General features: G+C 32.2%; 24 protein-coding genes. 9 read left to right on the top strand and 15 right to left on the bottom strand.

The window, feature by feature from the left end:
* The first annotated feature begins 141 nt into the window (after positions 1-141).
* Positions 142-375 carry a hypothetical protein gene (locus tag LQ673_RS00120; RefSeq protein ID WP_025905424.1) on the top strand — a complete coding sequence of 78 codons (234 nt, stop codon included), beginning with the start codon at positions 142-144 and terminating at the stop codon, positions 373-375.
* A gap of 43 nt (positions 376-418) precedes the next feature.
* Here the strand turns inward: LQ673_RS00120 and LQ673_RS00115 are convergent, their stop codons facing one another.
* Positions 419-1,306, bottom strand: a complete 888-nt coding sequence (locus LQ673_RS00115; protein ID WP_037588729.1) for an EMYY motif lipoprotein — start codon at positions 1,304-1,306, stop codon at positions 419-421.
* A gap of 96 nt (positions 1,307-1,402) precedes the next feature.
* On the opposite strand from LQ673_RS00115, the gene LQ673_RS00110 reads away from it, so the two are divergent.
* Both LQ673_RS00110 and murB read left to right on the top strand, forming a co-directional pair.
* Positions 1,403-1,924: a GrpB family protein gene (locus LQ673_RS00110; RefSeq protein ID WP_159315306.1), complete on the top strand. Its 522-nt coding sequence runs from the start codon at positions 1,403-1,405 to the stop codon at positions 1,922-1,924.
* A gap of 69 nt (positions 1,925-1,993) precedes the next feature.
* Positions 1,994-2,911 carry a UDP-N-acetylmuramate dehydrogenase gene (gene murB, locus LQ673_RS00105; RefSeq protein WP_025905421.1) on the top strand — a complete coding sequence of 306 codons (918 nt, stop codon included), beginning with the start codon at positions 1,994-1,996 and terminating at the stop codon, positions 2,909-2,911.
* Between the two features lie 446 nt (positions 2,912-3,357).
* Here the strand turns inward: murB and LQ673_RS00100 are convergent, their stop codons facing one another.
* From LQ673_RS00100 to nrdI, 8 genes are all read right to left on the bottom strand, one after another.
* Positions 3,358-4,395 carry a ferrated catecholamine ABC transporter substrate-binding lipoprotein SstD gene (locus tag LQ673_RS00100; RefSeq protein ID WP_159315307.1) on the bottom strand — a complete coding sequence of 346 codons (1,038 nt, stop codon included), beginning with the start codon at positions 4,393-4,395 and terminating at the stop codon, positions 3,358-3,360.
* Between the two features lie 102 nt (positions 4,396-4,497).
* Complete coding sequence (locus tag LQ673_RS00095) at positions 4,498-5,298, bottom strand: iron ABC transporter ATP-binding protein (RefSeq protein ID WP_126476667.1); 801 nt, start codon at positions 5,296-5,298, stop codon at positions 4,498-4,500.
* Complete coding sequence (locus tag LQ673_RS00090) at positions 5,295-6,260, bottom strand: iron chelate uptake ABC transporter family permease subunit (RefSeq protein WP_159315308.1); 966 nt, start codon at positions 6,258-6,260, stop codon at positions 5,295-5,297. The genes LQ673_RS00095 and LQ673_RS00090 overlap by 4 nt, the downstream gene beginning before the upstream one ends.
* Positions 6,250-7,221, bottom strand: coding sequence for an ABC transporter permease (locus LQ673_RS00085; protein ID WP_025905417.1), 972 nt, complete (start codon positions 7,219-7,221; stop codon positions 6,250-6,252). The genes LQ673_RS00090 and LQ673_RS00085 overlap by 11 nt, the downstream gene beginning before the upstream one ends.
* Positions 7,222-7,347: 126 nt before the next feature.
* Positions 7,348-7,764 carry a FixH family protein gene (locus LQ673_RS00080; RefSeq protein ID WP_025905416.1) on the bottom strand — a complete coding sequence of 139 codons (417 nt, stop codon included), beginning with the start codon at positions 7,762-7,764 and terminating at the stop codon, positions 7,348-7,350.
* A 150-nt stretch (positions 7,765-7,914) separates the two neighbouring features.
* Positions 7,915-8,886, bottom strand: a complete 972-nt coding sequence (gene nrdF / locus LQ673_RS00075) for a class 1b ribonucleoside-diphosphate reductase subunit beta (protein ID WP_025905415.1) — start codon at positions 8,884-8,886, stop codon at positions 7,915-7,917.
* A 28-nt stretch (positions 8,887-8,914) separates the two neighbouring features.
* Positions 8,915-11,020, bottom strand: coding sequence for a class 1b ribonucleoside-diphosphate reductase subunit alpha (gene nrdE, locus LQ673_RS00070; protein ID WP_191836346.1), 2,106 nt, complete (start codon positions 11,018-11,020; stop codon positions 8,915-8,917).
* Positions 10,983-11,381, bottom strand: a complete 399-nt coding sequence (gene nrdI, locus LQ673_RS00065) for a class Ib ribonucleoside-diphosphate reductase assembly flavoprotein NrdI (RefSeq protein WP_037588716.1) — start codon at positions 11,379-11,381, stop codon at positions 10,983-10,985. The genes nrdE and nrdI overlap by 38 nt, the downstream gene beginning before the upstream one ends.
* A gap of 375 nt (positions 11,382-11,756) precedes the next feature.
* Here nrdI and LQ673_RS00060 point away from each other — a divergent pair, with 375 nt between their 5' ends.
* The 4 genes from LQ673_RS00060 (at position 11,757) to LQ673_RS00045 (ending at position 17,157) form a co-directional block, all read left to right on the top strand.
* Entirely contained in the window at positions 11,757-12,641 is an 885-nt protein-coding gene (locus LQ673_RS00060) for a DMT family transporter (RefSeq protein WP_037588714.1), read from the top strand.
* Positions 12,641-13,141 (top strand): preQ(1) synthase, encoded by a 501-nt coding sequence (queF, locus tag LQ673_RS00055; RefSeq protein WP_037588713.1) that lies wholly within the window; start codon positions 12,641-12,643, stop codon positions 13,139-13,141. Before LQ673_RS00060 ends, queF begins: the two co-directional genes overlap by 1 nt.
* Positions 13,142-13,437: 296 nt before the next feature.
* On the top strand, positions 13,438-14,952 hold the full coding sequence (locus LQ673_RS00050) for a peptide MFS transporter (protein ID WP_037588711.1): 1,515 nt from the start codon (positions 13,438-13,440) through the stop codon (positions 14,950-14,952).
* Between the two features lie 702 nt (positions 14,953-15,654).
* Complete coding sequence (locus LQ673_RS00045; RefSeq protein WP_204171233.1) at positions 15,655-17,157, top strand: peptide MFS transporter; 1,503 nt, start codon at positions 15,655-15,657, stop codon at positions 17,155-17,157.
* A gap of 39 nt (positions 17,158-17,196) precedes the next feature.
* Here LQ673_RS00045 and LQ673_RS00040 read toward each other — a convergent pair whose 3' ends face one another.
* From LQ673_RS00040 to LQ673_RS00015, 6 genes are all read right to left on the bottom strand, one after another.
* Positions 17,197-17,778 carry a 5' nucleotidase, NT5C type gene (locus LQ673_RS00040; protein WP_025905408.1) on the bottom strand — a complete coding sequence of 194 codons (582 nt, stop codon included), beginning with the start codon at positions 17,776-17,778 and terminating at the stop codon, positions 17,197-17,199.
* Between the two features lie 64 nt (positions 17,779-17,842).
* Complete coding sequence (hisC, locus tag LQ673_RS00035; protein WP_204256208.1) at positions 17,843-18,910, bottom strand: histidinol-phosphate transaminase; 1,068 nt, start codon at positions 18,908-18,910, stop codon at positions 17,843-17,845.
* A gap of 102 nt (positions 18,911-19,012) precedes the next feature.
* Positions 19,013-20,527 (bottom strand): ABC transporter permease/substrate-binding protein, encoded by a 1,515-nt coding sequence (locus LQ673_RS00030; protein WP_037588706.1) that lies wholly within the window; start codon positions 20,525-20,527, stop codon positions 19,013-19,015.
* Positions 20,524-21,486, bottom strand: a complete 963-nt coding sequence (locus LQ673_RS00025) for an ABC transporter ATP-binding protein (RefSeq protein WP_191836349.1) — start codon at positions 21,484-21,486, stop codon at positions 20,524-20,526. The genes LQ673_RS00030 and LQ673_RS00025 overlap by 4 nt, the downstream gene beginning before the upstream one ends.
* Before the next feature lie 88 nt (positions 21,487-21,574).
* Complete coding sequence (gene recQ / locus LQ673_RS00020; RefSeq protein WP_025905404.1) at positions 21,575-23,353, bottom strand: DNA helicase RecQ; 1,779 nt, start codon at positions 23,351-23,353, stop codon at positions 21,575-21,577.
* Between the two features lie 22 nt (positions 23,354-23,375).
* Positions 23,376-25,247, bottom strand: coding sequence for an ABC-F family ATP-binding cassette domain-containing protein (locus tag LQ673_RS00015; protein ID WP_191836350.1), 1,872 nt, complete (start codon positions 25,245-25,247; stop codon positions 23,376-23,378).
* An 85-nt stretch (positions 25,248-25,332) separates the two neighbouring features.
* Between LQ673_RS00015 and LQ673_RS00010 the strand changes: the two genes are divergently transcribed.
* Both LQ673_RS00010 and LQ673_RS00005 read left to right on the top strand, forming a co-directional pair.
* The gene (locus LQ673_RS00010) at positions 25,333-26,148 is read left to right on the top strand and encodes a ZIP family metal transporter (RefSeq protein WP_037588700.1); all 816 of its coding nucleotides are present in this window, start codon (positions 25,333-25,335) and stop codon (positions 26,146-26,148) included.
* 97 nt (positions 26,149-26,245) lie between these two features.
* Positions 26,246-26,389, top strand: coding sequence for a hypothetical protein (locus LQ673_RS00005; RefSeq protein WP_191836352.1), 144 nt, complete (start codon positions 26,246-26,248; stop codon positions 26,387-26,389).
* The last annotated feature ends 414 nt before the right edge of the window (positions 26,390-26,803 follow it).

Below are 26,803 nucleotides of genomic sequence, written 5' to 3'. Positions count from 1 at the left end.
TTGAACACTATATCATTTATCCATTTATATGGCAAATTCTATTTTTAATAATTATCTTTATTATCTTTACCCGTAATCTATAATATTAACCACAAGACAATTTTGGTATACTTGTTAATATATATTAAGGAGGTGCGAAATTTGTCCAAAAATACTTCACCAGTACTTATTAAAAGATGGGGTATGATTGATACGATCAATGCATGTTTACTTATTATTTCTGTCTTATTTTTATTTGATTTTAAAAACCAACCTGCATTATCGTATATTCTTGTAATAGCATTTTCTATATGGTTCATTTCACTTATAGGTAAAAATATATATTTATCAAAACGCAACAAAGACAAACCTAAAGATCCAATTGATAAGCAATAAAATAAAACACACCGATTACATAAAACAATGTATTTGGTGTGTTTTATTTATCTAGTCTATCTATCGCTTTGTTGTACTTTTCATCTTTACCTAAGTAACTAAATTGCGAACTTACGCCATTTTGTACTTGGACTTTTTGAAGTTTATCTTCAATAAGAATACCTTTTTTACGTTCTTTATAGTAATTAATTAAAGTATAATACACTTCAATTTGAGCTTGTCTCATCTCATTGACACGTTTAGATGAAATATTCGTTTGATTCAGTGATTTAATGTTTTTAGAAAATAGCGGGATAATATCTTTCTCAATATAGTCCGCTCTATCTTGCACATTTTGAGTATCATTTAAATATTTAGCTTTCGTACTTAATTCTTCACTATTCTTATCAATAACAGAAACAAGTGCATCATAATCTTCTTTATCTTCAGGATTATTTTTAGCTAATTTAGCATTTTTCTCTGCATCTGATTTATTCTGTTCGAATACATCTGTATAGTCTAATATTTTCTCATTAGATTGGATGGATTGTTTAAATAATGAAATGTACTCATTTAATTCTTCTAACGTTTTTTCTTTCTTTGCTATATTACTCATGTAAATATTATGAGCATCTTGAACCTCATTTGTGCTTACATTTATATTATGAGCTTGTTTACTAAGATCTTTAACTTCAGGTATAATTTGTTTTTCGAGTTTATCTTGAAGTTCATTCAATTCTTTGCGTTTTTCAACTGTTACTTCCGTACCAATAAGTTGATCTAACTGATTTAATCTTAATTTATCTATATCTTTCAGAATTGAATTCTCTTTTTTATAAATAGGTTTCATTTCCCTTTTATACTTTTGAAGATCTGAATGTAATTCGTTACCACAAGCTGCAATAATTAAAACAAGAACAAATATCATTAAATAAAATAATTTAATTTTCATCATTGCACCCCTGTTTCACTTGTATTATACATAATTTCATGGATAATGAAAATGTTATATAGTATATTCATGCATGGATTTTAGAAAGGAGATATTATGCTTAAACTTCCACAACCCTTTATTCAACTACAATCATCAGATGATTTTAAACTAAATTTTGAAAGTATTCAACAATTATTAATACATTTACTTGATACGCCAGTGATAGATGTATTCCATATCGGTGGTACGAAACAAACACAATATGTTACAGAACCTATCGTAGATGTACTTGTTACAGTTAAGTCTCTTCACGATATAACAAGCCTTGATGAAAAAAGACTCAATTATCACCGCATATATCGATTACATAATGGTTACAATAAAAAAGTCATGATGGCTCAATTCCAAGACATGATAAGCTTGAAGCAAACAGCACGTTTACATATTGTTGAACAAAACAATCAAATGTTATATGATTATTTAACTGTAGAGTCACTTTTAACAAATGATACAGATGTCATAAAAACATTTGAATCATTTAAGAAAGCTGCTTTACTTGAAGCAAATAGTATAAAAGATTACGAAGCTCAAAAACAAAAATGGTTTCAACAACTTGTTCAAAAACATAAAAAATAACCCATTCGCTTAAGATGATAAATCTTGATATAATAATGTGAGAGCATAATACAGAAAGGACGTCGTGCGTTGGAGAATCATACAATTTTGGAGGAGCTTTCTAAATTTCTCCCAAAATCCCTTATAAAAGTAAATGAGCCACTTAAAAAATATACTTTCACAAAAACTGGTGGCAATGCAGATTTCTACTTATCACCTACTTCTTATACAGAAGTACAAAAGATAATAGAATTTGCTTATAACAATCAAATTCCACTTACATTTTTGGGGAATGGTTCTAATATTATCATCCGTGATGGTGGTATAAGAGGAATTGTTATAAGCTTATTACAATTCGATCAAATAACGGTGAAAAATCAATCTATTACATGTGGAAGTGGTGCAGCAATTATTGATGTTTCAAGACGTGCTAGAGATCACCATTTAACTGGTTTAGAATTTGCCTGTGGTATACCTGGATCTGTCGGTGGCGCAGTATATATGAACGCTGGTGCATATGGCGGTGAAGTCAAAGATTGTATCGACCATATTAAAGCAGTCGATGATACTGGTCAGTTGCATATCATTAAAGGTGAAGACTTAGAATTGGACTATCGTACAAGTATTGTTCAACGTAAACACCTAGTCGTACTAGAAGCAACTTTTAAATTGCAAGATGGTGACATTCATTCCATTCAAGCTACTATGGATGATCTTACACAACGTCGTGAAGATAAACAGCCTTTAGAATACCCTTCATGCGGAAGTGTGTTCCAAAGACCACCAAACCACTTCGCAGGTAAACTTATTCAAGATGCTGAATTACAAGGCCATAGAATAGGTGGCGTAGAAGTTTCTACCAAGCATGCTGGATTTATCGTTAATGTTGATAATGGAACTGCTACAGACTATGAGAACATCATTAAACATGTTCAAAAAGTCGTTAAAGAAAAATTTGGTGTAGAACTTAAAAGAGAAGTTCGAATCATCGGAGAACCTTTAGAATAAGTAAAAAAGCATGGGACATCGCGTCCCATGCTTTTCTTATGTTGAAGGAGTCTTAGACTTTTATGGTATTTTTTGCGCATGCTTTCCGCGGGCATGTTCTCAGCCTGTAGTCTTCGAATCATGCTGTTCCCGCAGGAGTCAGCGCTAAAAAACAATTCTATATTTCTAATTAAGTTAAAATCTTAGTAACACTTCTCCTATAAATTGTTACTAACAGCATCCTTATTTACACTTCTCCCACGAAGTGTTACTAACGCACCTCTTATTTACACTTCTCCCACAAAGTGTTACTAACGCACCTCTTATTTACACTTCTCCCACAAAGTGTTACTAACGCACCTCTTATTTACACTTCTCTCATAAAGTGTTACTAACAAACTCCCTTATTTACACTTTAATAGCGAAAAAAAGCATGGGACATCGCGTCCCATGCTTCTCTTATGTTATTATTCTAAACCTTTAATAACTTCGTCTACTTGTTTTTCAGTTGTTCTTACGCCACCTGAAGCTAAGTACCACAATTGTGCATCTACGTTAACAACTTTATTGTTTTTAACTGCATCTACATCTTTAATCACATCATTTGATAATGCTTGCTTAGCAGTTGATTTACCACCGATTGCTTGACCTCTGTCCATAGCATAGATGATTCCAGGGTTTTTCTCATTGATATATTCATAACTGATTGGTTGTCCGTGACTGCTTGCTTTAATATCTTTATCTACTGGTGTAACACCTAATACATCAAAGATTAAGCTACCAAATCTAGCTCCTGGACCGTATGTAGATAATTCACCTTCGTTAACTAATAAGTACATTGCTTTGTCGTCTGATTTTTTAGCTTTATCTTTAGCAGATTTTACTTTTTTATCTAAATCAGCATTTAATTCTTTTGCTTTGCTTTCTTTGTCGAAGATTTTACCTAAGTTAGTTGTGTTTTCTTCTACTGATTCTAAGTAATTGTTATCATCTGCACCAATGTATAAGCGCGCTGCATCTGGTGCTGCTTTTTTCAATTCATCTTGTACTTCAGTTCCAGCTGTACGACCAGAGAATAAGATTAAGTCTGGTTGAATTTCTGCAACTTTATCGTAGTTTACTTCTTTAACTGAACCTGTGTTTACAATGTCGTCACCTTTAAATGCATCTAAGAATTTTGGTAATGATGCGCCACCTTCACCTTTAGGTACACCTTTAACTGCATCTTTAGCACCTAAAGCTTCAACTGTGTCTAAAGCACCGTAGTCTAATACTACAACTTTTTTAGGGTTAACTGGTACTTTTACTTTTTCTTCTACAGTTTTTGAATCACTGCCATCTTTCTTTTCTCCACGAACTTGATATTTCGATTGGATTTCTACTGTTTTAGACTCACTCTTAGTATCATCTTTTGATGATTTTTCTTTACTACTTGAATTACTTCCACATGCTACAAGTACAACTGATAATACTGCAATTAAAATAAAACTGAAAACTTTTTTCATTATCGATGTCTCTCCTTCAAATATTATGATAAATTATGCGTCCAAAACCCTATTGCCCAACAAACTACAAACATCACTCCTTTCAATGTGATATCAATTTTGCTACATAGCTAATGTTTTAATTTCTTCTTCTTCGATGTATTCATCATCAAAATAGACACAAATACGTTGACCATTAATTTCTTGAATTTTAATTTCTAAGTCATAAATGTCACGTAATACATCTTCATTAATAACATCGTTTTTAATACCAGCGATTTCAACTTTACCTTCTTTGATCGCGATAATTCTATCTGAATAGCATGAAGCAAAATTAATATCATGTATAACGATTACGATTGTCTTGTTCATTTCTTTCACAAGTCTTCTTAAGATTTTCATAATCTGTACAGAATGTTTCATATCTAGATTGTTTAATGGTTCATCTAATAGAATGTATTCTGTATCTTGAGCTATCGTCATCGCGATATAAGCTCTTTGTCTTTGACCACCTGATAGCTCACTTAAGTATTTATCTTGAATTTCAGTGAGTCCTAAATAATCTAGCGCTTTATCAATCATATCTTGATCTTCTTTTTTTAATTTACCTTTTGAATATGGAAATCTTCCGAAACTCACAAGTTGTCTTACTGAAATCTTAAGTTCTGTATGATTAGCTTGTTTTAAAATTGCTAGTTTCTTAGCAAGCTCATTACTTTTCATTGAAGCGATATCTTGATCGTCTATCGTAATTTTACCGTTATCTTTATCGATTAAGCGGCTAACCATAGCTAAGACCGTACTTTTACCTGCCCCGTTTGGACCAATGAATGATGTGATTTTACCTTTTTCAATTTCTATATCTACTTCATCAACAACTTTATGATGATGATAAGCTTTTGTTAATCCTTCGACTTTAATCATGCTACATTACGCTCCTTTAAAATTAAGAATATAAAGTAAATGCCACCTATAAAGTTAATCATGATGCTTATTTCTGTATTACCTTCAAACAAGTGCTCCACGACCCATTGACCTAAAAATAAGCTGATCCAACTGATGAGTATTGAAGCCGGTAATATGTATTTATGTTCGAATTCTTTGATGAATTCATGTGCTAAATTCACGACAAGTAGACCTAAAAATGTAATGGGGCCAACGAGTGCTGTTGAAATTGTAACAAGTAGTGCAACCATAACCATCAACCATCTCGTTACATTTGTATAATTAACACCGAGGTTAATAGCTTGATCTCGCCCTAATGACAATACATCTAAGTAGTTCTTTATCTTAAAAGCAATGAATATCATAATTAATAAAACAATGCCTGATATCGTAAGTAAACCTTCATTTATTGCACCAAAGCTTGCGAACATTGCACTTTGTATTGATAAGAATTCTTCAGGATCTATCATCATTTCAATAAAACTAGATAAACTTGAGAAGAAGGTTCCAAAAACAATACCTAGTAGTAATATGAAGAATACATTTTGATCTTTAGACCTAAACAATATTTGGAATAAGAATAAACTAAATAGAATCATACCTACCAATGTAATTAAAAAGTTAAGATGATTATTGAGTACGACAGTCGATGTTGAACCAAATAAAAATATTAAAGACGTTTTAATAAACATATAGACTGCATCTAAACCAATTATGGATGGTGTTAAAATTCTATTATTTGTGATTGTTTGGAAAATAACCGTCGAAACTGCAATACTGCCACCTACTAATAACATTGCGATAACTTTTCTAACACGTCCGGTTAATTGGTACTCCAATATATTAGGATTAATGTTATAAAGTAAATAAAGTGCTGCAATTAATAGCGTTAACACAGATAAAAGGATTAATTTATGTACGGGGGTTAATTTATTGAGCATTTCTAGAACGTCCTTTCATCAGCAATACTATAAATATGAAACTACCAATAACACCTATTGTTAAACCAATTGTAATTTCATAAGGGAATATAATTAATCTTCCAATAACATCACAAATCATCACAAACAATGCACCAAATACTGCTGTATGCGGCAATGCATTTTTCAAATGATCTCCTCTGAATATTGAAACTAAGTTAGGAATAATTAATCCTAAGAATGGCATCATACCAACTGTTACAACAACAAGTGCTGTAATAATTGATGCAATGATAAGTCCAATATTGACGACTTTTTGATAATTAAGTCCTAAATTCACACTGAAATCTTTACCCATACCAGCAATCGTGAATTGATTCGCAAATATAAACGCTAAAATCAATAACGGAATACTAATGTAAAGAATTTCATATCTACCACTTGTAATAATTGAGAAATTACCTTGCATAAAATTACCAATACTTTGTACAGCATTTGTACGTAATGCAACAAAAGAAGAAAAACTCGACACAATGTTTCCGAGCATGATACCAACTAACGGTATAAAAATAACATCTTTAAATTGAATTCTACGGAGAATTTGCATAAATAGCATTGTTCCAAATAAGCTTAATAATGTAGCAAATAATAATTTAAGTAGTATATTGGCTTCTGGAAACGCGATAAGAGAAATTAATATACCTAATCTCGCCCAATCCATTGTCCCTGCAGTTGTTGGAGAAACGAATTTATTTCTTGTTAACTGTTGCATAATCAGTCCACAAATAGCTAATGAACTCCCTGAGATAATAATACTGACTGTTCTCGGAATTCTACTCGACACTAAAATGTTCTTCTGTTCGTCAGTTAAATTTAATATATGTAAAGGTTTTACTTCTGAAACACCTATAAAAATAGAGAAGAACGTTGCAATTACTAATAATATAATCAAAACATCTAAACGCATTAAAAACTTTCCCATGTCACACCCTACTTCTCTTTAGTTGATAACGATTATCATTATCTCTATTGTAATGAAGAATATGACTAAATGCAATGCTATTTATAAAAAAGAGTGATGGAATTAAATTCCATCACTCTTTTATAATTATTTTATATTAATGTCTTTGTTTGGCATTGTGTGTTGATCTCTAGCAGTAACATGACTTGTTACATTGTATTGGCCCGCTTCTTTAAATTTATATTTTAAAGTATACACACCATCTTTATTTTCTTTAACTTTCTTCATTTCTGAAGATTTTTTATCCCCATCTTTAACGATTTCAAACATCACTTCATCTGCATCTTTTACTTTTTCATCACCAAGTGTCACTTTTGCAGAAAGCTCTACTTCTTCACCACTTTTAGCTTCTTTAGGCACATCTAAAGCAACTTCCAAAGCTTGAGGTTTATCAGAAGACTTATGTTCTGAATGATGATGCTCATCCTCTTTCTTGTCATTTCCACATGCTGCTAGCACAGAAATGACCAATACAGTTAATACCCCTAGTAATATTCTTTTCATGAATATAACCCACCTTTCAATATATTATCTTCATTATAAACAATAAATATCACATAAATTCCAATAAATATTGAAAAATATGTTAACTTTTGATTTCTCATAAAAAATAGCCTAGGACAAGATACATGTCCTAGGCTATTACTTAATATTTTACTTTTCATCAAAGATGAAGTCTTCATCTTTAAGTGCTTCTACATTTAATGCTAGTACATAACCGTCACCTTTAACACTGAAGAAGTCATGGTTTTTAGTACTTGTATTTAATGCATTCTCAATAATTGGGTTGAACGCTTTTTCTTCGTAATATGGTTCAAATCCTAAATTAGCTAATGCTTTATTCGCATTATATGTTACGTAGTTCATAACATCATTTGTTAATCCTATTTCATCATATAATGTTTTTGTATATTCGTATTCATTCTTATAGAGTAAATCAAGCATACGATACATTTCTCTATCCGCTTTAATTTGTTCGTCTTGTGACAATTCATTTTTTAAACTTTGTGCATCTAGTCCAGTAAATACACCGTGGATAGATTCATCTAGTAAAATTTTACGAATGATTTCTCCTGAAGTTGTCATACGGCCTTGTCCAGCTAAATATAATGGATAGTAGAAACCTGAGTAGAATAAGAATGTTTCTAAGAACACACTTGATACTCTAGCCATGTATTGATCATAAATTGAAGCTTCTTTACCCCATAATTTATGATAATTACCTACGATCATTTCTGATTTATATTTCAAGTGTGGTTCTTCAACAACCCACTTATCTAATAATTCATTTGTTTCACTAGATGGTAATAATGTCGTGAATATATGTGAATAACTTTTCGCATGTATTTGTTCCATCATACCCATAAATGAATACACTGCTTTTTTACGTAAGTCTTTCGTATGCATCATGATTAGAGGCATGCCATCATCAGCTTGATGTGTATCTAATCCAGTAAGACCAGCTAATGCCTTTTTAAAAGCATTTTTTTCAGGTTCTGTTAATGTTTCCCAACTTGCTATATCTTTAGATACTTTAAATTCTGACTCAACCCACATTTGAGAGATGTTTTGACGCCAAAACATATTCGTCATATCTTCTTGTGTATTCCAATTTACTGCCTTCATATTAGATCTCCTATCTTAATTAAATTGATTAGATTGCGCAACTTGTACATTCTTCAACGCTTAATAATTTATTTCGTGTATAGTAAAGTGATTTTAAGCCTTTATGGTGAGCATATACGTATAATCTTGAAAGTTCACGTGTTGAAATCTCTGAATTTACATATAAAATTGTAGAAATACCTTGGTCTACATGCTCTTGAATCGTTGCAATTAAATCAATTAATTTCATTTGATCTGTATTAAATGCTGATTTGTAATACCACATTGTTTCAGGTGATAAGAATGGCATTGGGTAAAATGTTTCTGCATTACCATATGTTCTTCTTTCAATTTGGTCAACAATTGGCATAACAGAACTTGTCGCATTTTGTACATATGAAATACTTTGTGTTGGTGCAATAGCAAGTCTATATGCATGGTATAAACCATGTTCTTTAACAGCTTCTGCTAATGCTTTCCAATCTTCTGTAGTTGGAATATCAAAACCTTCAAATAATGTCGCAACATTATCGTATTCAGGTTTAATATCTTGTTGGATATATTTTTCAAAGTATTTACCTGAAGCGTAATCAGATTTGTCGAAATCTACATATGTTTCTTGTCTTTCTTTCGCAATTTCCATTGAACGTTCAATAGAATAGTAGTTCATCATCATGAAGAAGACATTTGCGAAGTCTTTAGCTTGCTCTGATTCATAACCAATTTTGTTTTTAGCTAAGAAACCGTGTAAGTTCATAACACCTAAACCTACAGAATGTAACTCATTGTTTGCTTTTCTTACACCTGGTGCATTTTTAATATCTGTATCATCAGATACAACTGTTAAAGCATCCATACCAATATGTACAGAATCACGGAATTTCTTAGATTCCATCACGTTTACAATATTTAATGAACCTAAGTTACAAGAAATATCACGTTTGATTTCATCTTCAGTTCCATAATCGTTAATAATTGACGTTTCTTGTAATTGGAATATTTCTGTACATAAGTTACTCATTTTGATTTGTCCGATATTAGAGTTAGGATGTACTTTATTCGCATTATCTTTAAACATCAAATAAGGATAACCTGATTGTAATTGCGTTTGAGCAATTGTATTTAACATATCACGTGCATCTTTAGCTTTTTTAATGATATTAGGATTTGCAACTAGCTCATCATAATATTCATCAAGATTAATATCATCTAGTGTCACACCATATTCACGTTCAACAGTATGTGGTGCAAACATATAGAAATCTTTACCTTCTTTAGCTAAATCAAAGAATTTAGATGGAACGATTAAACCAGTAGAAATAGTAGATAATCTAATATCTTCATCTGCGTTCACTTTTTTAGTATCTAAGAATTCTAATACATCATAATGGAAGATGTTTAAGTATACTGCACCCGCACCAGGTCTTTGGCCAAGTTGATCAGCATAACTAAAGCCACCTTCAAGTGATTTAGCAACTGGTAATACCCCTTTAGCGACACCTTTAATGCCTTTAATAGCTTCACCACGTGCACGTAATTTAGATAAGTTGATTGCTACACCGCCACCAATTTTACTCAATTGTTTAGCTGTTGAATCAATAAAGTTAATTGAATTTAAGCTATCATCTACTTCTAAAAGGAAACAACTTACTAACTCCCCACGTCTAGCTCTACCAGCATTTAAGAAAGTTGGTGTTGCAGGTTGAATACGTTGTTCAATCATACCTTCAACAAATTGTTTAGCTTGTTCAACATTACCTTTAGCTAAATATAAAGAAACAATAATAACGTGTTCTTTATATGTTTCAAGGTATTCTGATTTATCATTAGTCTTCAAAGCGTAATCTTTGAAGAACTTACTAGCTGACATGTAACTTGCAAATTGAAAAGGAATTGAATCTGCAAACTGGTTAATCTCTTTTAATGATGCCTCACTATATTCTTTAAATAAGTCATAATAAAAGTCTTGTTCAACTAAAAAGTGTAAGCGTTCAATAGGATCATTGAATTGAATTGTTTTTTCTGCAATTTCTTCTAAATATACTTCTAATGCTTCTTGATCTTTTTCAATATCGAAAAAGCCGTCTTCTCTTCTCTTTGTTACTTTATTGTTTAATTCAATATGATTTTTCTTTTGCTTGTTTATCATTTTCATAGAGATTAACCACCTTTTCCTTAAATTCATCTGCTATAGCTTGGTTACCGTGTAACTCAAATTTCATCAATAAAGGGACATGATATTGATTCGCGATTTCTTCACTAGCTTTCGCGAAATTCTGTCCCCAATTTCTATTTCCACTACCTGCTACTGCTTTAAGATTATGATGATTCACTTTCAAAAAATCTTGTACAGTATCAGGTACTTGGCCAAATCCAATTGTACCTGTAACCATTATAAATGGTTCATTTATTTCATTTGTCTTGTTTGCCTCAGTGAGAGCCATTGTGTCAGACAATCCTGCTCTCTGTATGAACCGTCGTACATTACCAGTTAAAGAGTAATAAATTATCTTCATAAACTTTCACCTACCACATGTAAATGCTTATTCAACTGTATAAATGAAATAAAAAATACAAAAAAATGAACACTTTATTCATTTTTATTTCAAATGCACAAAACACAAGATATAGTGTTACGTTTTATAAGCACATACTATATTATGTGATTCATTATAGCACTTTAAATGATTCATAACACTTATAATACCTTATTTTTTTTAAAAAAATAGGGTTGACTTTCTTCTTGTTTCGACTAAGCGTTGCTATATCAACATTTGAAAATTGCTTTCATAAAAATTTATTTGTCGAAAACAATCACCGAACAAGTCATATACTTTTTAAAGTGAATTATGATAATATATGTTCATTGATAAAAAATAGAAGGTGTTTACATGAATTCCACAGTAAAAGGAATAATTGCAATACTCATTTCTTCGATTGGTTTTAGTTTAATGGCAGTATTCTTCAGATTATCTGGTGACTTACCAGTTTTTCAAAAATCACTTTTCAGAAATCTCATCGCAATGATTGTACCGATTTACTTTGTCATGAAGTATAGAGCACCATTTTTCGGTAAATTAGAAAATCAACCGTTACTCATTTTACGCTCTACACTTGGACTTATTGGTGTATTACTCAATATTTATGCGATTGATCACATGGTTTTAAGTGATGCGGATATGTTAATGAAATTAAACCCATTCTGGACTATACTACTTTGCGCGATATTTTTAAATGAAAAAGCACGCAAATATCAAGTGATTGCAATGATTGTAGCGATTCTTGGTGCATTGTTTATAATTAAGCCTACATTTGATTCAGATATGATGCCAGCAATTATCGGTTTATTATCTGGAATTTTTGCTGCAGGTGCATATACTGCCCTACGACCTTTAGGACAACGTGAAAAATCATATACAACAGTATTTTACTTTTCATTCTTTTCTACGGTCGCATTAATTCCATTTGTCATCTTTACATTTGAACCAATGACACTTTCACAAGTCATCATATTATTGTTATCAGGTGTCTTTGCAACAGTTGGTCAATTCGGTATAACAATTGCCTATAGTTTCGCAGCAGCAAAAGATATTTCAATATTTGTATACGCATCTGTCATATTCAGTGCCATACTTGGTTTCATCTTATTTAAAGAAATACCAGATTTACTCAGTTATCTAGGATACATTATTATATTCTTAGCAGGCTATTACATGTTCAAGAAAGCCCAAAGAAATCCTAAACCTAAAGAAGCAATTAATAAAGGAGAATCATAATGTCAGAGGGAAGAAACAAAGACGAATTAAAAGATATTACGTTATTAGGGAATCAAAACAATCAATATCATGATCAATACAAACCTGAAGTATTAGAAGTGTTCGACAATAAACATCAAGGTAGAGATTACTTTGTAAAATTCAATTGTCCAGAATTCACTTCTTTATGTCCTATCACTGGACAACCTGATTTTGCGACAATTTATATTTCTTATATACCAAACGTTAAAATGGTAGAATCTAAATCATTAAAATTATATTTATTCAGCTTTAGAAACCATGGTGATTTTCACGAAGATTGTATGAACGTTATTATGAATGATTTAATAGAATTAATGGATCCCCATTATATAGAAGTTTTAGGTAAATTCACGCCACGCGGAGGCATTTCTATAGACCCTTATACAAACTATGGAAGACCAGGTTCTAAATACGAAAAAATGGCAGAGTATCGTATGATGAACCACGATTTATATCCTGAAAATATAGACAACAGATAATAATTCAATATATAGCCGAGTCATATTCAACATGACTCGGCTTTTAATATACATAAATTTCACATTTCAAAACATATTACTCACCAATTAAGAAAACGCTTACAACTTTAAAAATTTGTTCACATTTATTTTAAGCCTTGCCACTATTGACGCTATTATTTTTAATAGTCATTATTGTAAGAATATTGTTAATCTTTACCTTGTGTTTATTTTGCGAAAGCATTACAATTTAACATGTGCTAATTTTAAGTACATCTATAAAATTGAATACAGTTTATTATGAGGGGAAGTAAAAAATGGGTAACAAACATTATACTAAAGAGGAAATTATCCAAAGTACACCACGTACAGGTTTCTTTGGTCATCCTAAAGGCTTGGCTACATTATTTCTTACCGAATTCTGGGAAAGATTTAGTTATTATGGAATGAAAGCTATTCTTGCCTACTACATTTACTATTCAGTAGCAAAAGGCGGCTTTGGTATTGATCAAGGTTTAGCACTTCAAATCGTCTCAATCTACGGTGCACTTGTTTATATGAGTGGTGTTATCGGTGGATGGATTGCTGATAGAATTACTGGTACACGTCATGCATTATTCTACGGTGGAATACTCATCATGATTGGTCACATCTTATTATCACTACCAAATAATTTTACATTGCTATTAATAGCGCTATTATTCTTAATTATTGGTACAGGATTATTGAAACCAAACATTTCTTCTACAGTAGGTTTATTATATGAAAAGAATGACCCAAGAATGGATTCAGCATTTACTATTTTCTACATGTCAATCAACTTAGGTGCTTTAATTTCACCATTATTAATCGGTTGGTTACAAGTAAACGTAGGCTTCCATGCTGGTTTTGCAGTAGCAGCAGTTGGTATGTTCATCGGTTTAATCATTTATTTCATCACAAACAAGAAATATCTAGGTTTAGCTGGTATCGAAGTACCCGATCCATTATCATCTTCTGAAAAGAAAAAAATGGTCAAAATTGTTGGTATCACTGTCGTAATTATCGCAATTGTTTGTTTCATCCTAAGTTTATTCGGACAATTAACATTGCCTAATTTCGCAAACTTTATTTCAATACTTGGTGTTGCTCTACCAATTTACTATTTCGTAAAAATTTCATTAAGTAAAAAGACGGAAGATTATGAACGTACACGTGTATATGCATATATACCATTATTCATTGCAGCAGTAGCATTCTGGATGATTCAAGAGCAAGGTTCTACAGTATTAGCACAATTTGCAGATACTAAGACACAATTAAGCATGGCTAAATTAACAGGTGGCGCAATTGATTTTAATATACCAGCAGCTTGGTTCCAATCACTTAACCCATTCTTCATTATTATTTTAGCACCAGTGTTCTCAGTATTATGGGTTAAATTAGGTAAATTCAACCCACCTACTGTTTATAAATTTGCAATAGGTGTATTCTTAGCAGGACTTTCATATATTATTATGGTCGTTCCATTATCAGACACATCAACATTAATTAACCCAGTTTGGTTATTTGCAAGTTTCTTATTAGTAACATTAGGTGAACTTTGTATATCACCAATCGCATTATCAACAACGACTAAATTAGCACCAAAAGCATTCACAGCTCAAATGATGAGTGTTTGGTTCTTATCAAACGCTATGGCTCAAGGTTTGAATGCTCAAATGGTAAAAATTTATACAAGTATTAGTTCAAATGATTATTTCTTATACTCAGGTATATTCGCTATCATCATTTCAATCATCTTACTTGTAGCAAGTCCAAAAATTAAAACATTAATGGCAGGCGTAAAATAAGATCTAGCCATTTACCAGGTAAGGGCAACGAAAGTTGTCCTTGCCTTTTTTAGTATTAAGAAAGTTTTGATTGGTGGGAGTTAGAATGCGCTAACTTCCATTATTTCGAATTCTGGTAATTAGAATACTGTAACTTCCATTATTTCGAATTCTGGTAATTAGAATACTCTAACTTCCATTTTTCTGAATTCTGGTAGTTAGAATGCTGTAACTTCCATTATTCCGAATTGTGGTAATTAGAATCCGCTAACTTCCATTATTCTGAATTCTGGTAATTAGAATCCGCTAACTTCCACTATTCTGAATTCTGGTAATTAGAATGCTCTGACTTCCATTTTTCTGAATTGTGGTAGTTAGAACGCTATCTCTTACGGACATTTCTCGGAATTCTGTCCCTAACAACCTCTCTTACGGACATTTCTCGGAATTCTGTCCCTAACAATATCTCTTACGGACATTTCTCGGAATTCTGTCCCTAACGACACAACTAAGATCCCACACATAAATCCTCCCCCTCCCTATATCTGTTACACAATTAACTAATATGTGTAAAAATACTTATTATTGATATATTAATTATTTTAGAATATTCACAATATTAGAACTTATTAAAATTTTATTGAATTTACTAACATATAGGGTTAAAATGTTCTTTAAACTTACCTGACAATCGGGGGAAGTTTAGAAAGGAAGCGATTTTTTATGGGCAAAATGACGCGAGAGGAAATGGTTGAAACTGTCCCTCAATATGGATTTTTTGGACATCCTCGCGGCTTAGGTATATTGTTCTTTGTAGAATTTTGGGAACGTTTTAGTTATTATGGAATGCGTGCAATTTTACTGTATTATTTATACTTTACTGTCAGTCAAGGCGGACTAGGTTTAGATAAAGTTACAGCTCAACAAATTATGGCCATGTATGGTTCATTAATATTTATGACAGGTATATTAGGTGGTTGGGTAGCGGATAGATTACTCGGATCTCGTAGATCATTAATGTACGGTGCAGTACTTATTATGCTAGGTCACTTAGTGTTATCTTTACCATTTGGTTTAGGTGCATTTCTTATTTCTATGATATTAATCATTGTAGGTTCGGGACTTATGAAACCAAACATTTCAAATGTTGTGGGTGGTTTATATCATAAGAATGATAATAGATTAGATGCAGGTTTTGTTATCTTTTATATGTCAGTTAATATGGGTGCTTTATTATCACCACTTATTATCGACAAAGTACGTGTAAGCGTTGGTTTCCACCAAGGATTCTCAATCGCAGCTTTCGGTATGCTTTTAGCTTTAGTAGCATACATTCTATTCCAAAAAAGAAGTCTTGGGGAAGTTGAAAATCATCCTTCTAACCCACTCAATCATAAAGAAAAAGTTAAATACGCTAAAATGTTTACATATAGTGCAATCGGTATTGTTATTCTTTTAGCTATTTTATATTTAACAGGTCATCTTACATTTAATTCAATCAGTTTAATTGTTTTAATTATCGGTATCGTTATACCATTTATTTACTGGACAATTATGTATAGAAGCCCTGATATAGATCAAACAGAAAAATCAAGATTACTTGCGTATGTACCATTGTTCTTAGCTTCTGTTTTATTCTGGAGCATTCAAGAACAAGGATCAAACGTACTTGGTGTATTCGCGCAAGAACATACACAATTAGATTTAAATGCATATGGTATTAATTTCGTGATACCAGCAGGTTGGTTCCAATCTATTAACCCAATCTTCATTGTTTTATTTGCACCAGTTATTTCATTCTTGTGGCAAAAATTAGGTAAATACAATCCTTCTACACCACTTAAATTTGTAATTGGTTTAGCGTTTGCTGGTATTTCATTTATTGCTATGATGATTGCAATGATGATGCAACAAGCAGAACTGATGAATCCAATTTGGTTAGTACTCAGCTTCTTCCTATGTGTTATTGGGGAATTATGTTTATCACCTACTGGATCAAGTGTTTCAGTTAAACTTGCACCAAAAGCCTTTTCAGCACAAATGCTTAGTCTTTGGTTCTTAACAAATGCAACAGCACAAGGTATTAACGGACAATTAGTTAAATTGATTGAGCCGTTAGGACAACAGAACTACTTTGGCTTAATCGGCGCAATCGCTATTGTTGTTTCACTTATTGTATTATCAATGACGCCAAAAATTAAAAAACTTATGCAAGGCATACATTAAAGTAAAAGACATCAGCTTCCCAAGCTGATGTCTTTTACTTTATTTATATGATTCTGATAAAGATTCTTGTTGTTTATTATATTCCCCGTTTTCACCTAAGAAATATGCTTCTACTTCTTTCCAGTTTTGAACTTTTGGCCATTTATCAATATCAATATTATGATCTGCGGCATACATAATTGAATGATTATTGAAGCTTTCAAGTTGTTTAGGATTATCATCAATTAAATAATCTGTATTGACGATACCTTTATCTCCACAAAATACAAAATGTTGAGGGTCTAAGAATGGCATATGTTCTCTTAGCCAAGCGTATTTATCAGCAAATGATGTTGGTACGTCCATCGCTGCTGTAACAATATAAACGTCATAGTATTCATTTAACTTCTGTACAACTTCTACAGCGTCTGGAAATACTTCTAAGTCTCTAAAAAATCCATCTTCTCTTAAAATACTTGTCAAAATACCTTGATGTTCAGGCATCATATTACGGATTTTAGTACCTTTAAGTTCTTCCATAGTAACATTAGAAGAAGTTTCTTCATTGTAACGTCTTAAAAGTTTTTTTATTGTGTCAGCTAGCACTTCATCCATATCGATACCAATTGTTTGCTTCGTCATTATACCTTCTCCTTTATATATCAATGTCTACTAGTATACCAAAGAACGTATTGCCTTTCCTTTATTACGAACTGTGTGTTTTAAAGAATTCTTCTAATACTTGTATCATCTTGTCGTTATGTTCACTAAAGCCCATCGTAATACGTACACCATTTGGGAATGGTCTCGTAATAAAACCTTCTTTTATTAAATAATCATATAATACTTGAGGTTCATCTGTATTAACGTATATAAAGTTCGTTTGGCTATCATAAATATGTTCTTTAAAAGATGCATTTAAGAATTTTTCAATTTCATGACGATTCTTTGTTGTAATGTCTTTTAAGTAAGCTTGATCTTTAATTGCGGCATCTGCTGCAACAGCTGAAAGTGACGTTACATTGAATGGTAATCTGACAATATCTAATTGGTCTAATAATGATTCATTAGCGATTGCATAACCAATACGTTGTGCTGCTAATCCATACGCTTTAGAAAGAGTACGTAAGACAACGACTTGATTATATTTTGAAAGTAATTCTAAACTATTTGGCATGTCTTCAGCAACAGCAAATTCTATATATGCTTCATCTATTAAAACGATAATATCATCTGGTACTTTTTGAATAAATGCTTCTATAGCATCATGAGGCAAATATGTACCTGTTGGGTTATTCGGATTACAAATCCAAATCAGTTTCGTTTTATCTGTAATTTGTTCATACATTGCATCTAAATCAAAATATCCATCTTTAATTGGTGTTGTTTTAACTTGGGCACTTTCAATAATAGCATGATGTCTATACTGTCCAAATGTCATGTCACTCGTTAAGATTTCATCATCTTTTTCAAGAACTGCTCTTGAAATAATCATAATCACTTCATCTAAACCTGAGCCAAAGAATATTTGTTCTTTCTTCACATTGAGAAATGTACTTAATGTTTCTTTCACTTCAAATTGTTTCACTTCTGGATAGTAGAATAATTCGTCTAAATTAGCTTTGATTGCTTCTTTAACATTTGGTGAAGGACCATACAAATTCTCATTTGAAGCAAGTTTGACCATGTCTCCATCTATGCCGTACTTTTCTTTTAATTGTCTCGGAGATAACCCCGGTTGGTATGCTTGTAATTCACTTAATTGTTGCTTCATTTTTAGACCTCCAAGTTGAAATATAAAAACGGTAAATCGAAATTTACCGTTTGTTAATTTATTAGTATTATAGACCTAATCATTTTCATAAATCAATGGTATTTAATCAATCAAGTCATTCTTCTGTAAATATTCTTTCGCGACTTGATAAGCATCTTCATCCTTGATTGTAACTCTATAATTCATTTCTTGCATTTCTTCATCAGATATTTTGCCTTTTAATTTATTCATAGCTTTCACCACATCTGGATGCTCTTTAATTGTTTCTTTTTTCATAAGTGGTGCACCTTGGTATGGTGGGAATAATTTTTTGTCATCTTCTAAGACAACCATGCCATATTCTTTAAGCTCTGCATCTGTTGAATATGCATCGATTAAATCAATATCATTACTTTCAAGCGCTTGATATCTTAATTTAGGTTCCATTGTTTTAACATCTTTAAAGTTTAAATCATATTTCTTTTGAATACCTTTGTAACCATCTTCACGGTCATTAAACTCTAAAGTGAAACCAGGTCGTATTTCATCTTCAACCTTACTTAAATCTGAAATAGTTTTAATATTATGCTTTTCAGCATATTCTTTTTTAACTGCTAAAGCATACGTATTATTATATTTCATCGGTTCAAGTAATTGCATATCAAACTTTTTATCAAGGCTATTATTAGCTTGATTATATACTTCTTTCTCAGTTGTTGATTTAGGTGTTTCTTTCGTTAACTCACCTAGAACTGTACCTGTGAATTCTAAATATCCATCTATTTCGTCAGACTTTAATGCATTAAATAGGAAGGAAGTCTTACCCATACCTGCTTTAACTTCAACAGTGTTGTCAGTTTCTTCTTCAATTAAAATCTTATACATATTAGTGATAACTTCTGGTTCAGATCCTAACTTACCTGCTAAAGTAATTTTATCACCTTTTTGAGCAAATAAAGGTATCGTCACAGATAATAAGAATATGACTAATATTGTTCCAAGTATAATTAAAGATTTTTTGTATGAAATTCTTTCTAAAATTCTTAAAAATACATCAAAGAAAATTGCTAAAATAGCTGCAGGAATTGCGCCTAGTAATATAAGAGATGTATTATTTCGATCAATACCTAATAATATTAAATCCCCTAGACCACCAGCACCTATTAAAGCCGCTAATGTTGCTGTACCAATAATTAATACCATAGCTGTTCGAATACCAGCCATCATAACTGGCATTGCAAGTGGTAACTCAACTTTAGACAATCTTCTACCAGTCTTCATACCTATACCACGTGCCGCTTCAATCAATGAAGGGTCTACTTCTTTAATACCGGTATATGTATTCCTTAATATCGGTAATAACGCGTATATAACAAGTGCAATAATTGCCGGTATACGCCCTATACCAAATAACGGAATCATTAAACCTAGTAAAGCAAGAGATGGTATTGTTTGTAATACAGCTGCGATGTTAATAATAACTTCGGCTAGCTTTTTAGTCTTTGTCAGCAATATACCTAACGGAACTGCGATTACGACTGCGATTAAAAGTGCAATAAATGATAATTGAATATGTTCAATTAACGTTTCTAAAAGTTGCCCTTTACGGCTTGAAAGTGTTTCGATTAAGGCATTCATGAAGAAACACCTCTATTCTTTTCAGCTAAATAACTAAACACATATTGTCTTGTCACAATATGGCTTGGTGCTGCATTTTCTGAATCCATCACAATCGCTTCGTGTTCTGCTAATAATCCATATATATCGTCAATCGTTTGATCTGGTGATACTTTAGGATATTGATCAATAGATTGCGTATTTACTTCTGAAATTGGTTGCGCAATATCACCGAGCTTCACTTGCTTCAATACATGCGCATCCACATTACCAATAAATGATTTTACGAAATCATTCTTAGGTCGATGAATAAAGTCTTCTGTCGTTCCAATTTGCTCCACATGTCCTTGATTCAATAAACAAATACGGTCTCCCATTTTCATCGCTTCTTCAATATCATGCGTTACAAAGACGATTGTTTTTTTAATTTGCGATTGAAGTTCAAGTAAATCATCTTGTAGATTCTTTCTACTAATTGGATCTAGTGCACTAAATGGTTCATCCATTAAGACAACAGGCGGATCGGAAGCAAGTGCTCGAATAACGCCAATACGTTGTTGTTGTCCTCCAGATAGCTCACTTGGATATCTATCCCGATATGTTTCAGGATCTAAACCAACCATAGTAAGCAATTCATCTACTCTATTTGCAATATCTTTCTTTTTCCATTTCTTCATCTCTGGTACTTGCGCAATATTTTCTTTAATCGTCATATGCGGGAAAAGTGCGATTTGTTGAAGAACATACCCAATATCCCATCGCATCTCCGCAACATCATAATCACTTATTGGTTTATCGTTAAAATATATAAATCCTTCTGATAAAGGTATTAACCTGTTGATCATTTTAAGTGTTGTAGTCTTTCCGCACCCAGAAGGTCCTATAAGTACAAAAAATTCACCTTCATTAATATTAAAACTTACATTATCTACTGCTTTCTTATCCCCGTATATCTTTGAAACAGCTTCAAACTTAATCATTAATAGACACCACATTCCTCTTTTTTATCAGTGCTAGAATTTCTTCTATATTATTTACCCTAATTTCACAATAAAATGCCTATTCTTCTTAAATGGGTTGTTTATAATTTTTAATGGTTTCAATAAATATCGGACAATAGTGTTTCAATTTATAACTTCCAATACCGTCTATTAAAATCATTTCTTTTTTAGATTCAGGTAATCGTTTAGCAAATTGCTCTAAAATTTGATCAGAGAATATAGAAAGTGGTGAAACTTCTAATTCTTTACTTAAATCTTTTCTAACTTCTATTAATCGATCAAATAAAGATCTATCAACATCTGTAATCGTTTGGATATCAACGATTTCTTTCGGCTTAGATTTAAATGGCGTTGTCATAATTTCAACTTTTCCACGCAATACATCCATTGCATCTTGGTCAACACTTAATATTTCTTTATGTTCATTTAAATAGCCTTTATAACGCAATTCATCTAGTAAATGATGACATTCATTCGTCGTATAATCTTTTAAAATGCCATAAGTACTGAGTTCATCATATCCTAAAGATGTTATTTGAGGTGTTTGTTCGCCTCTTAATACTTGTATTATCATATTACGTTTTTCTTTTTGTTTTAATCTTGCGATACAACTTAATATTTTTTGAGCTTCAGTTGTCATGTTATATGATTTTTCTGATTGTAAACAACTAGAACATCTGCCACACTCTTCTAATTTTTCATCAGGATTAAAGTAATGAATCATCATCGCTTCTAAGCATTTAGTCGTCTTCGTATATTGAATCATTTGTCGAAGCTTTTCGCCTTGTTTTTCTTTGTATTCATCATCTGCAGAACTTGAAGAAATGAAGAATTTTTGAAGGTCTATATCACGGTCTGAGAATAATAAGATACATTCACTGTCTAACTGATCACGACCAGCTCGACCAGCCTCTTGATAATATGATTCGATATCTTGAGGCATATTATAATGAATCACGAATCTAACGTTTGATTTATCAATCCCCATACCAAAAGCATTTGTTGCAATTGCTAATTTGATATCATCTTCAATGAATTTACGTTGCGCACGTTCTCTTTCATCTTTTGGTAATCCTGCATGATACATCACATTTTTAATTTCTAAATCATCAAATGTTTCACTTAATTGTTCAACTTGTTTTCTAGTAGAACAATAAATAATCCCTGATTGATGAATATTTTTCTTCACATAATCTTTAACAAAATTAAGTCTCTGATATGTATTGTTCACTTTAAACGTTAAGTTCTCACGTTTAATAGACGTTTCAACAATATCACTTTCAGCAATTCCTAATTTTTGAGAAATATCTTCTTGTACTTCTTTAGTAGCTGTTGCTGTTAATGCCACCAATCTAAAATGATGAGGTAAGCTCATAACATGTGTAATCACTTCTTGATAACTTGGTCTAAAATCATGTCCCCACTTCGAAATACAATGTGCTTCATCAAATGCGATAAGCTGTACATTACATTTGTTCAACATTTGTATAAACTGTGGTTGATTAAATCTTTCAGGTGCAATATATAGAAATTTCAACTGTCCTGAGACAAGTTCATTCTCTACTCTTTTTTTCTCTTTAGCTGTTAAAGTACTGTTTAAAAATTCAGCTTTGATACCCATCGATCTCAAGCTATCAACTTGGTCTTTCATTAATGAAATCAATGGACTAATCACAATCGTTAATCCATCTAAATATAGACCTGGTACTTGATAACAAATCGATTTACCGCCACCTGTTGGCATAACACCTAAAGTGGGACGATGATCAATAACTTTATCAATAATTTCTTTCTGTCCATCTCTAAATTGTTGATATCCGAAATACTCTTTTAAAATATTTTGCATCTATATATACACCTCTATACGCTTATAATCTGTCTGATAAGGATGACCAACGCATATAATCTTCTTCATATTGCGTTTCAATTGATGTCTTTTCATTTGCGAGTTCATTTAATTTTTCATAATTTGTAGCATGTTCAACCATTTCTTGGTCAATTTCTTCTAATCTTGTTTCTATATATTCGATATTTTTCTCGAGTTGTTCTAGTTCACGCTTTTCTTTGAACGATAATCTAGCAGAAGTCTTAGGTTTCGTTTCTGTTTTTTGAACTACTTTATGTTGCTGTGTTGCTTTTTTCTCAAGCTCTCTTTTATATTCTAAATAATCTTCAAATGTACCTAACATAGGTTCGATTTGTTGATCATGGATATACCAATATTTATTGGCCACTTTATTTAAGAAATATCTATCATGACTTACCGTTATAACTGTTCCACCGAACTCATTAATATAAGCTTCTAATATTGTTAAAGTTTCAGTATCTAAATCGTTTGTTGGCTCATCAAGAATTAATACATTTGGTTCGTGAACTAATAGTTTTAATAAATATAAACGTTTTTGTTCTCCACCTGATAATTTATTAATTTGAGTGCCATGCGTTTGACTTGGGAATAGAAATCTTTCTAACAACTGCGTAACAGATACAACTGTGCCATCTTTTTCTTTAGCAACTTCACTTTCTTCTCTTAGATAATCAATCATTCTCTTATCTGAAGTTAAACTTTCATCTTGCTGTTTAAAATAAGCAATTTTTACAGTTTGACCTGTAATGAGATTACCTTCAAAAGTTTGATCTAACCCACTAATAATATTGAGTAATGTTGTTTTACCTGCACCGTTTTCTCCAACAATACCAATTCTATCGCCTTTTTGAATAATCGTTGTAAAGTGTTCAAATAACTTTCTATCTCCAACAGATTTAGAAATATCGTCTAACTCAAATACTTGTTTACCGAGGCGTGAATGGGCTAAATTTAAACTTGCTTCACCTTGTGTTTTTCTATTTGATATATCTTCTTCTAACGTATTAAACCTTTGAATTCTCGCTTGTTGTTTCGTTGATCTAGCTTTAGCACCTTGTCTCATCCAATGCAATTCTTGTTTATACAGCGCTTTCTTTTTAACATGTTGTTGTGCTTCAATTTCTTCTTTTTCAGCTCTTGCTTCAATATACGCTTCATAATTACCTGGATAACTTGTGAGTTTACCAATTGAAAGTTCAACAATTCTTGTAGAAACTTGATTTAAGAAATGACGATCATGTGTAACAAACATGATTGTATGGGGATATTGTTTAATATAGTTAACAAGCCATTCAATTCCTTCAATGTCTAAATGGTTTGTCGGTTCATCTAATAATAATAAATCTGGTTTACGTATTAATTCTTTTGCTAGTGCAACTCTTTTTTTCTGTCCACCACTTAATGTAGCTATTTTTTTAAGATAGTCATTTATACCTAGTTTTGATAGAATAGTTTTAACGTCTGCACTGTAATCCCATGCATTTAATCGATCCATATCAGATTGATATTTCATCATAAGATCTAAATCTTTAGATTCACCAGTCTGTTGATATTGATTTAAAGCATTTTCATATTTAGAAATCACTTTCGTCATTTCAGTTTCGTTATTTAATACTTCATCGATTACAGTTAAAGATTCATCAAGTTCAGGCTTTTGGCTTGCATATGCAATTTGATATTGGTTAGGATAAGATGTCTTCGCATCATAATCATCATCAATATTTGCAATAACTTTAAGCAAAGTACTTTTCCCTGTTCCATTGATTCCAACTAAACCAATGCGTTCTTTGTAAGAAATGGATAAATCTAAATCATCAAAAATAATTTTGTCACCATATTGCTTATTAAGTTTTTCAATTTTATATGCTTCCATGAATTAACATCCTTTAGTATTCTCAGTTTTCAATTAATATATTATACACTTTTTTTCACACAAAAGATATGAAGGAGCAAAAACTATGCAACAGATTTTTACAGAGCTACCACCATACTTGCAAGCATTATTCGCAGGTATCATCACATGGCTGTTAACAGCATTCGGTGCATCGTTCGTTTACTTGTTCAAAAATATAGACACAAAAGTTATCAATACAATGCAAGGATTTGCTGCAGGCGTCATGATTGCAGCTAGTTTTTGGTCTTTATTACAACCTTCTATAGAACAAAGTTCACATTCAGCAATGCCTTGGTTACCAGCAGCAATCGGCTTTCTTTTAGGCGGATTGTTTATTAGACTATTAGACTTTGTCATACCTCACGCACACCAAAATGCAGTTGATAAAAGCCAGCGAGTAGAAGGACCAGATACTAAATTAGGAAAAAACACTTTGCTGTTTTTAGCAATCACATTGCATAACATTCCTGAAGGTATGGCCATCGGTGTTGCTTTCGGTGGTGTTGCAACCGGAAATGAAGGCGCAACATTATTAGGCGCACTCGGCTTAGCAATCGGTATCGGTATACAAAACATTCCAGAAGGCGCAGCACTCTCGATGCCAATCCGTGCATCAGGTTTATCAAGATGGAAGTCATTTAACTATGGTCAAGCTTCCGCTTTAGTAGAACCTGTATTCGCAATGTTAGGTGCATTACTAGTTGTCATTGCAACACCAGTATTACCATATGCTTTAGCATTTGCAGCCGGCGCAATGATATTTGTCGTTGTAGAAGAACTCATCCCCGAATCACAGTCAGGTAACAACACTGACTTAGCAACATTAGGATTAATGGGTGGATTCACAATAATGATGATACTAGACGTCGCTTTAGGTTAGATAGAATAGAAATCCCAATCGTGCAGACGATTGGGATTTTTTCATTGTTTAATGTGTTGGTGTGTGAGGGTTGTGGGATATGTGGGGGTTGTGGATATTGGATGAATTGGAGCTGTTGATGATTTTGGAGATGTCGATGTTGGGAATGTTGATGTTGGGGATGGTCATGATGAAATGTCTTGGCTCTACTCGGACATTAAGCCATGACTTGCGCGATCTCTTGGCTTTATTAGGAAGTTAAGCTACGACTTAGGCTATCTCTTGGCTTTATTCAGGCATTAAGCCATGACTTAGGCTATCTCTTGGCTTAAGTTAGGAGTTAAGCTACGACTTGGACCATCTCTTGACTTTATTAGGAAGTTAAGCTACGACTTGCGCGATCTCTTGGCTTTATTAGGAAGTTAAGCTACGACTTGGACCATCTCTTGGCTTTAGTTAGGCGTTAAGCCATGACTTGCGCGATCTCTTGGCTTTATTCGGAAGTTAAGCTACGACTTGAGCTATCTCTTGCCTTTATTAGGAAGTTAAGCTACAACTTGGACCATCTCTTGGCTTTATTAGGAAGTTAAGCTACGACTTAGGCTATCTCTTGGCTTTATTAGGAAGTTAAGCTACAACTTGGACCATCTCTTGGCTTTATTAGGAAGTTAAGCTA

This window comes from Mammaliicoccus sp. O-M54 (assembly GCF_022386035.1).
GTDB classification, from domain to species: Bacteria; Bacillota; Bacilli; order Staphylococcales; family Staphylococcaceae; genus Mammaliicoccus; species Mammaliicoccus sciuri_A.
Note: the sequence above shows the minus strand (reverse complement) of the source record. Positions and strands in the feature narration are given on the sequence as shown.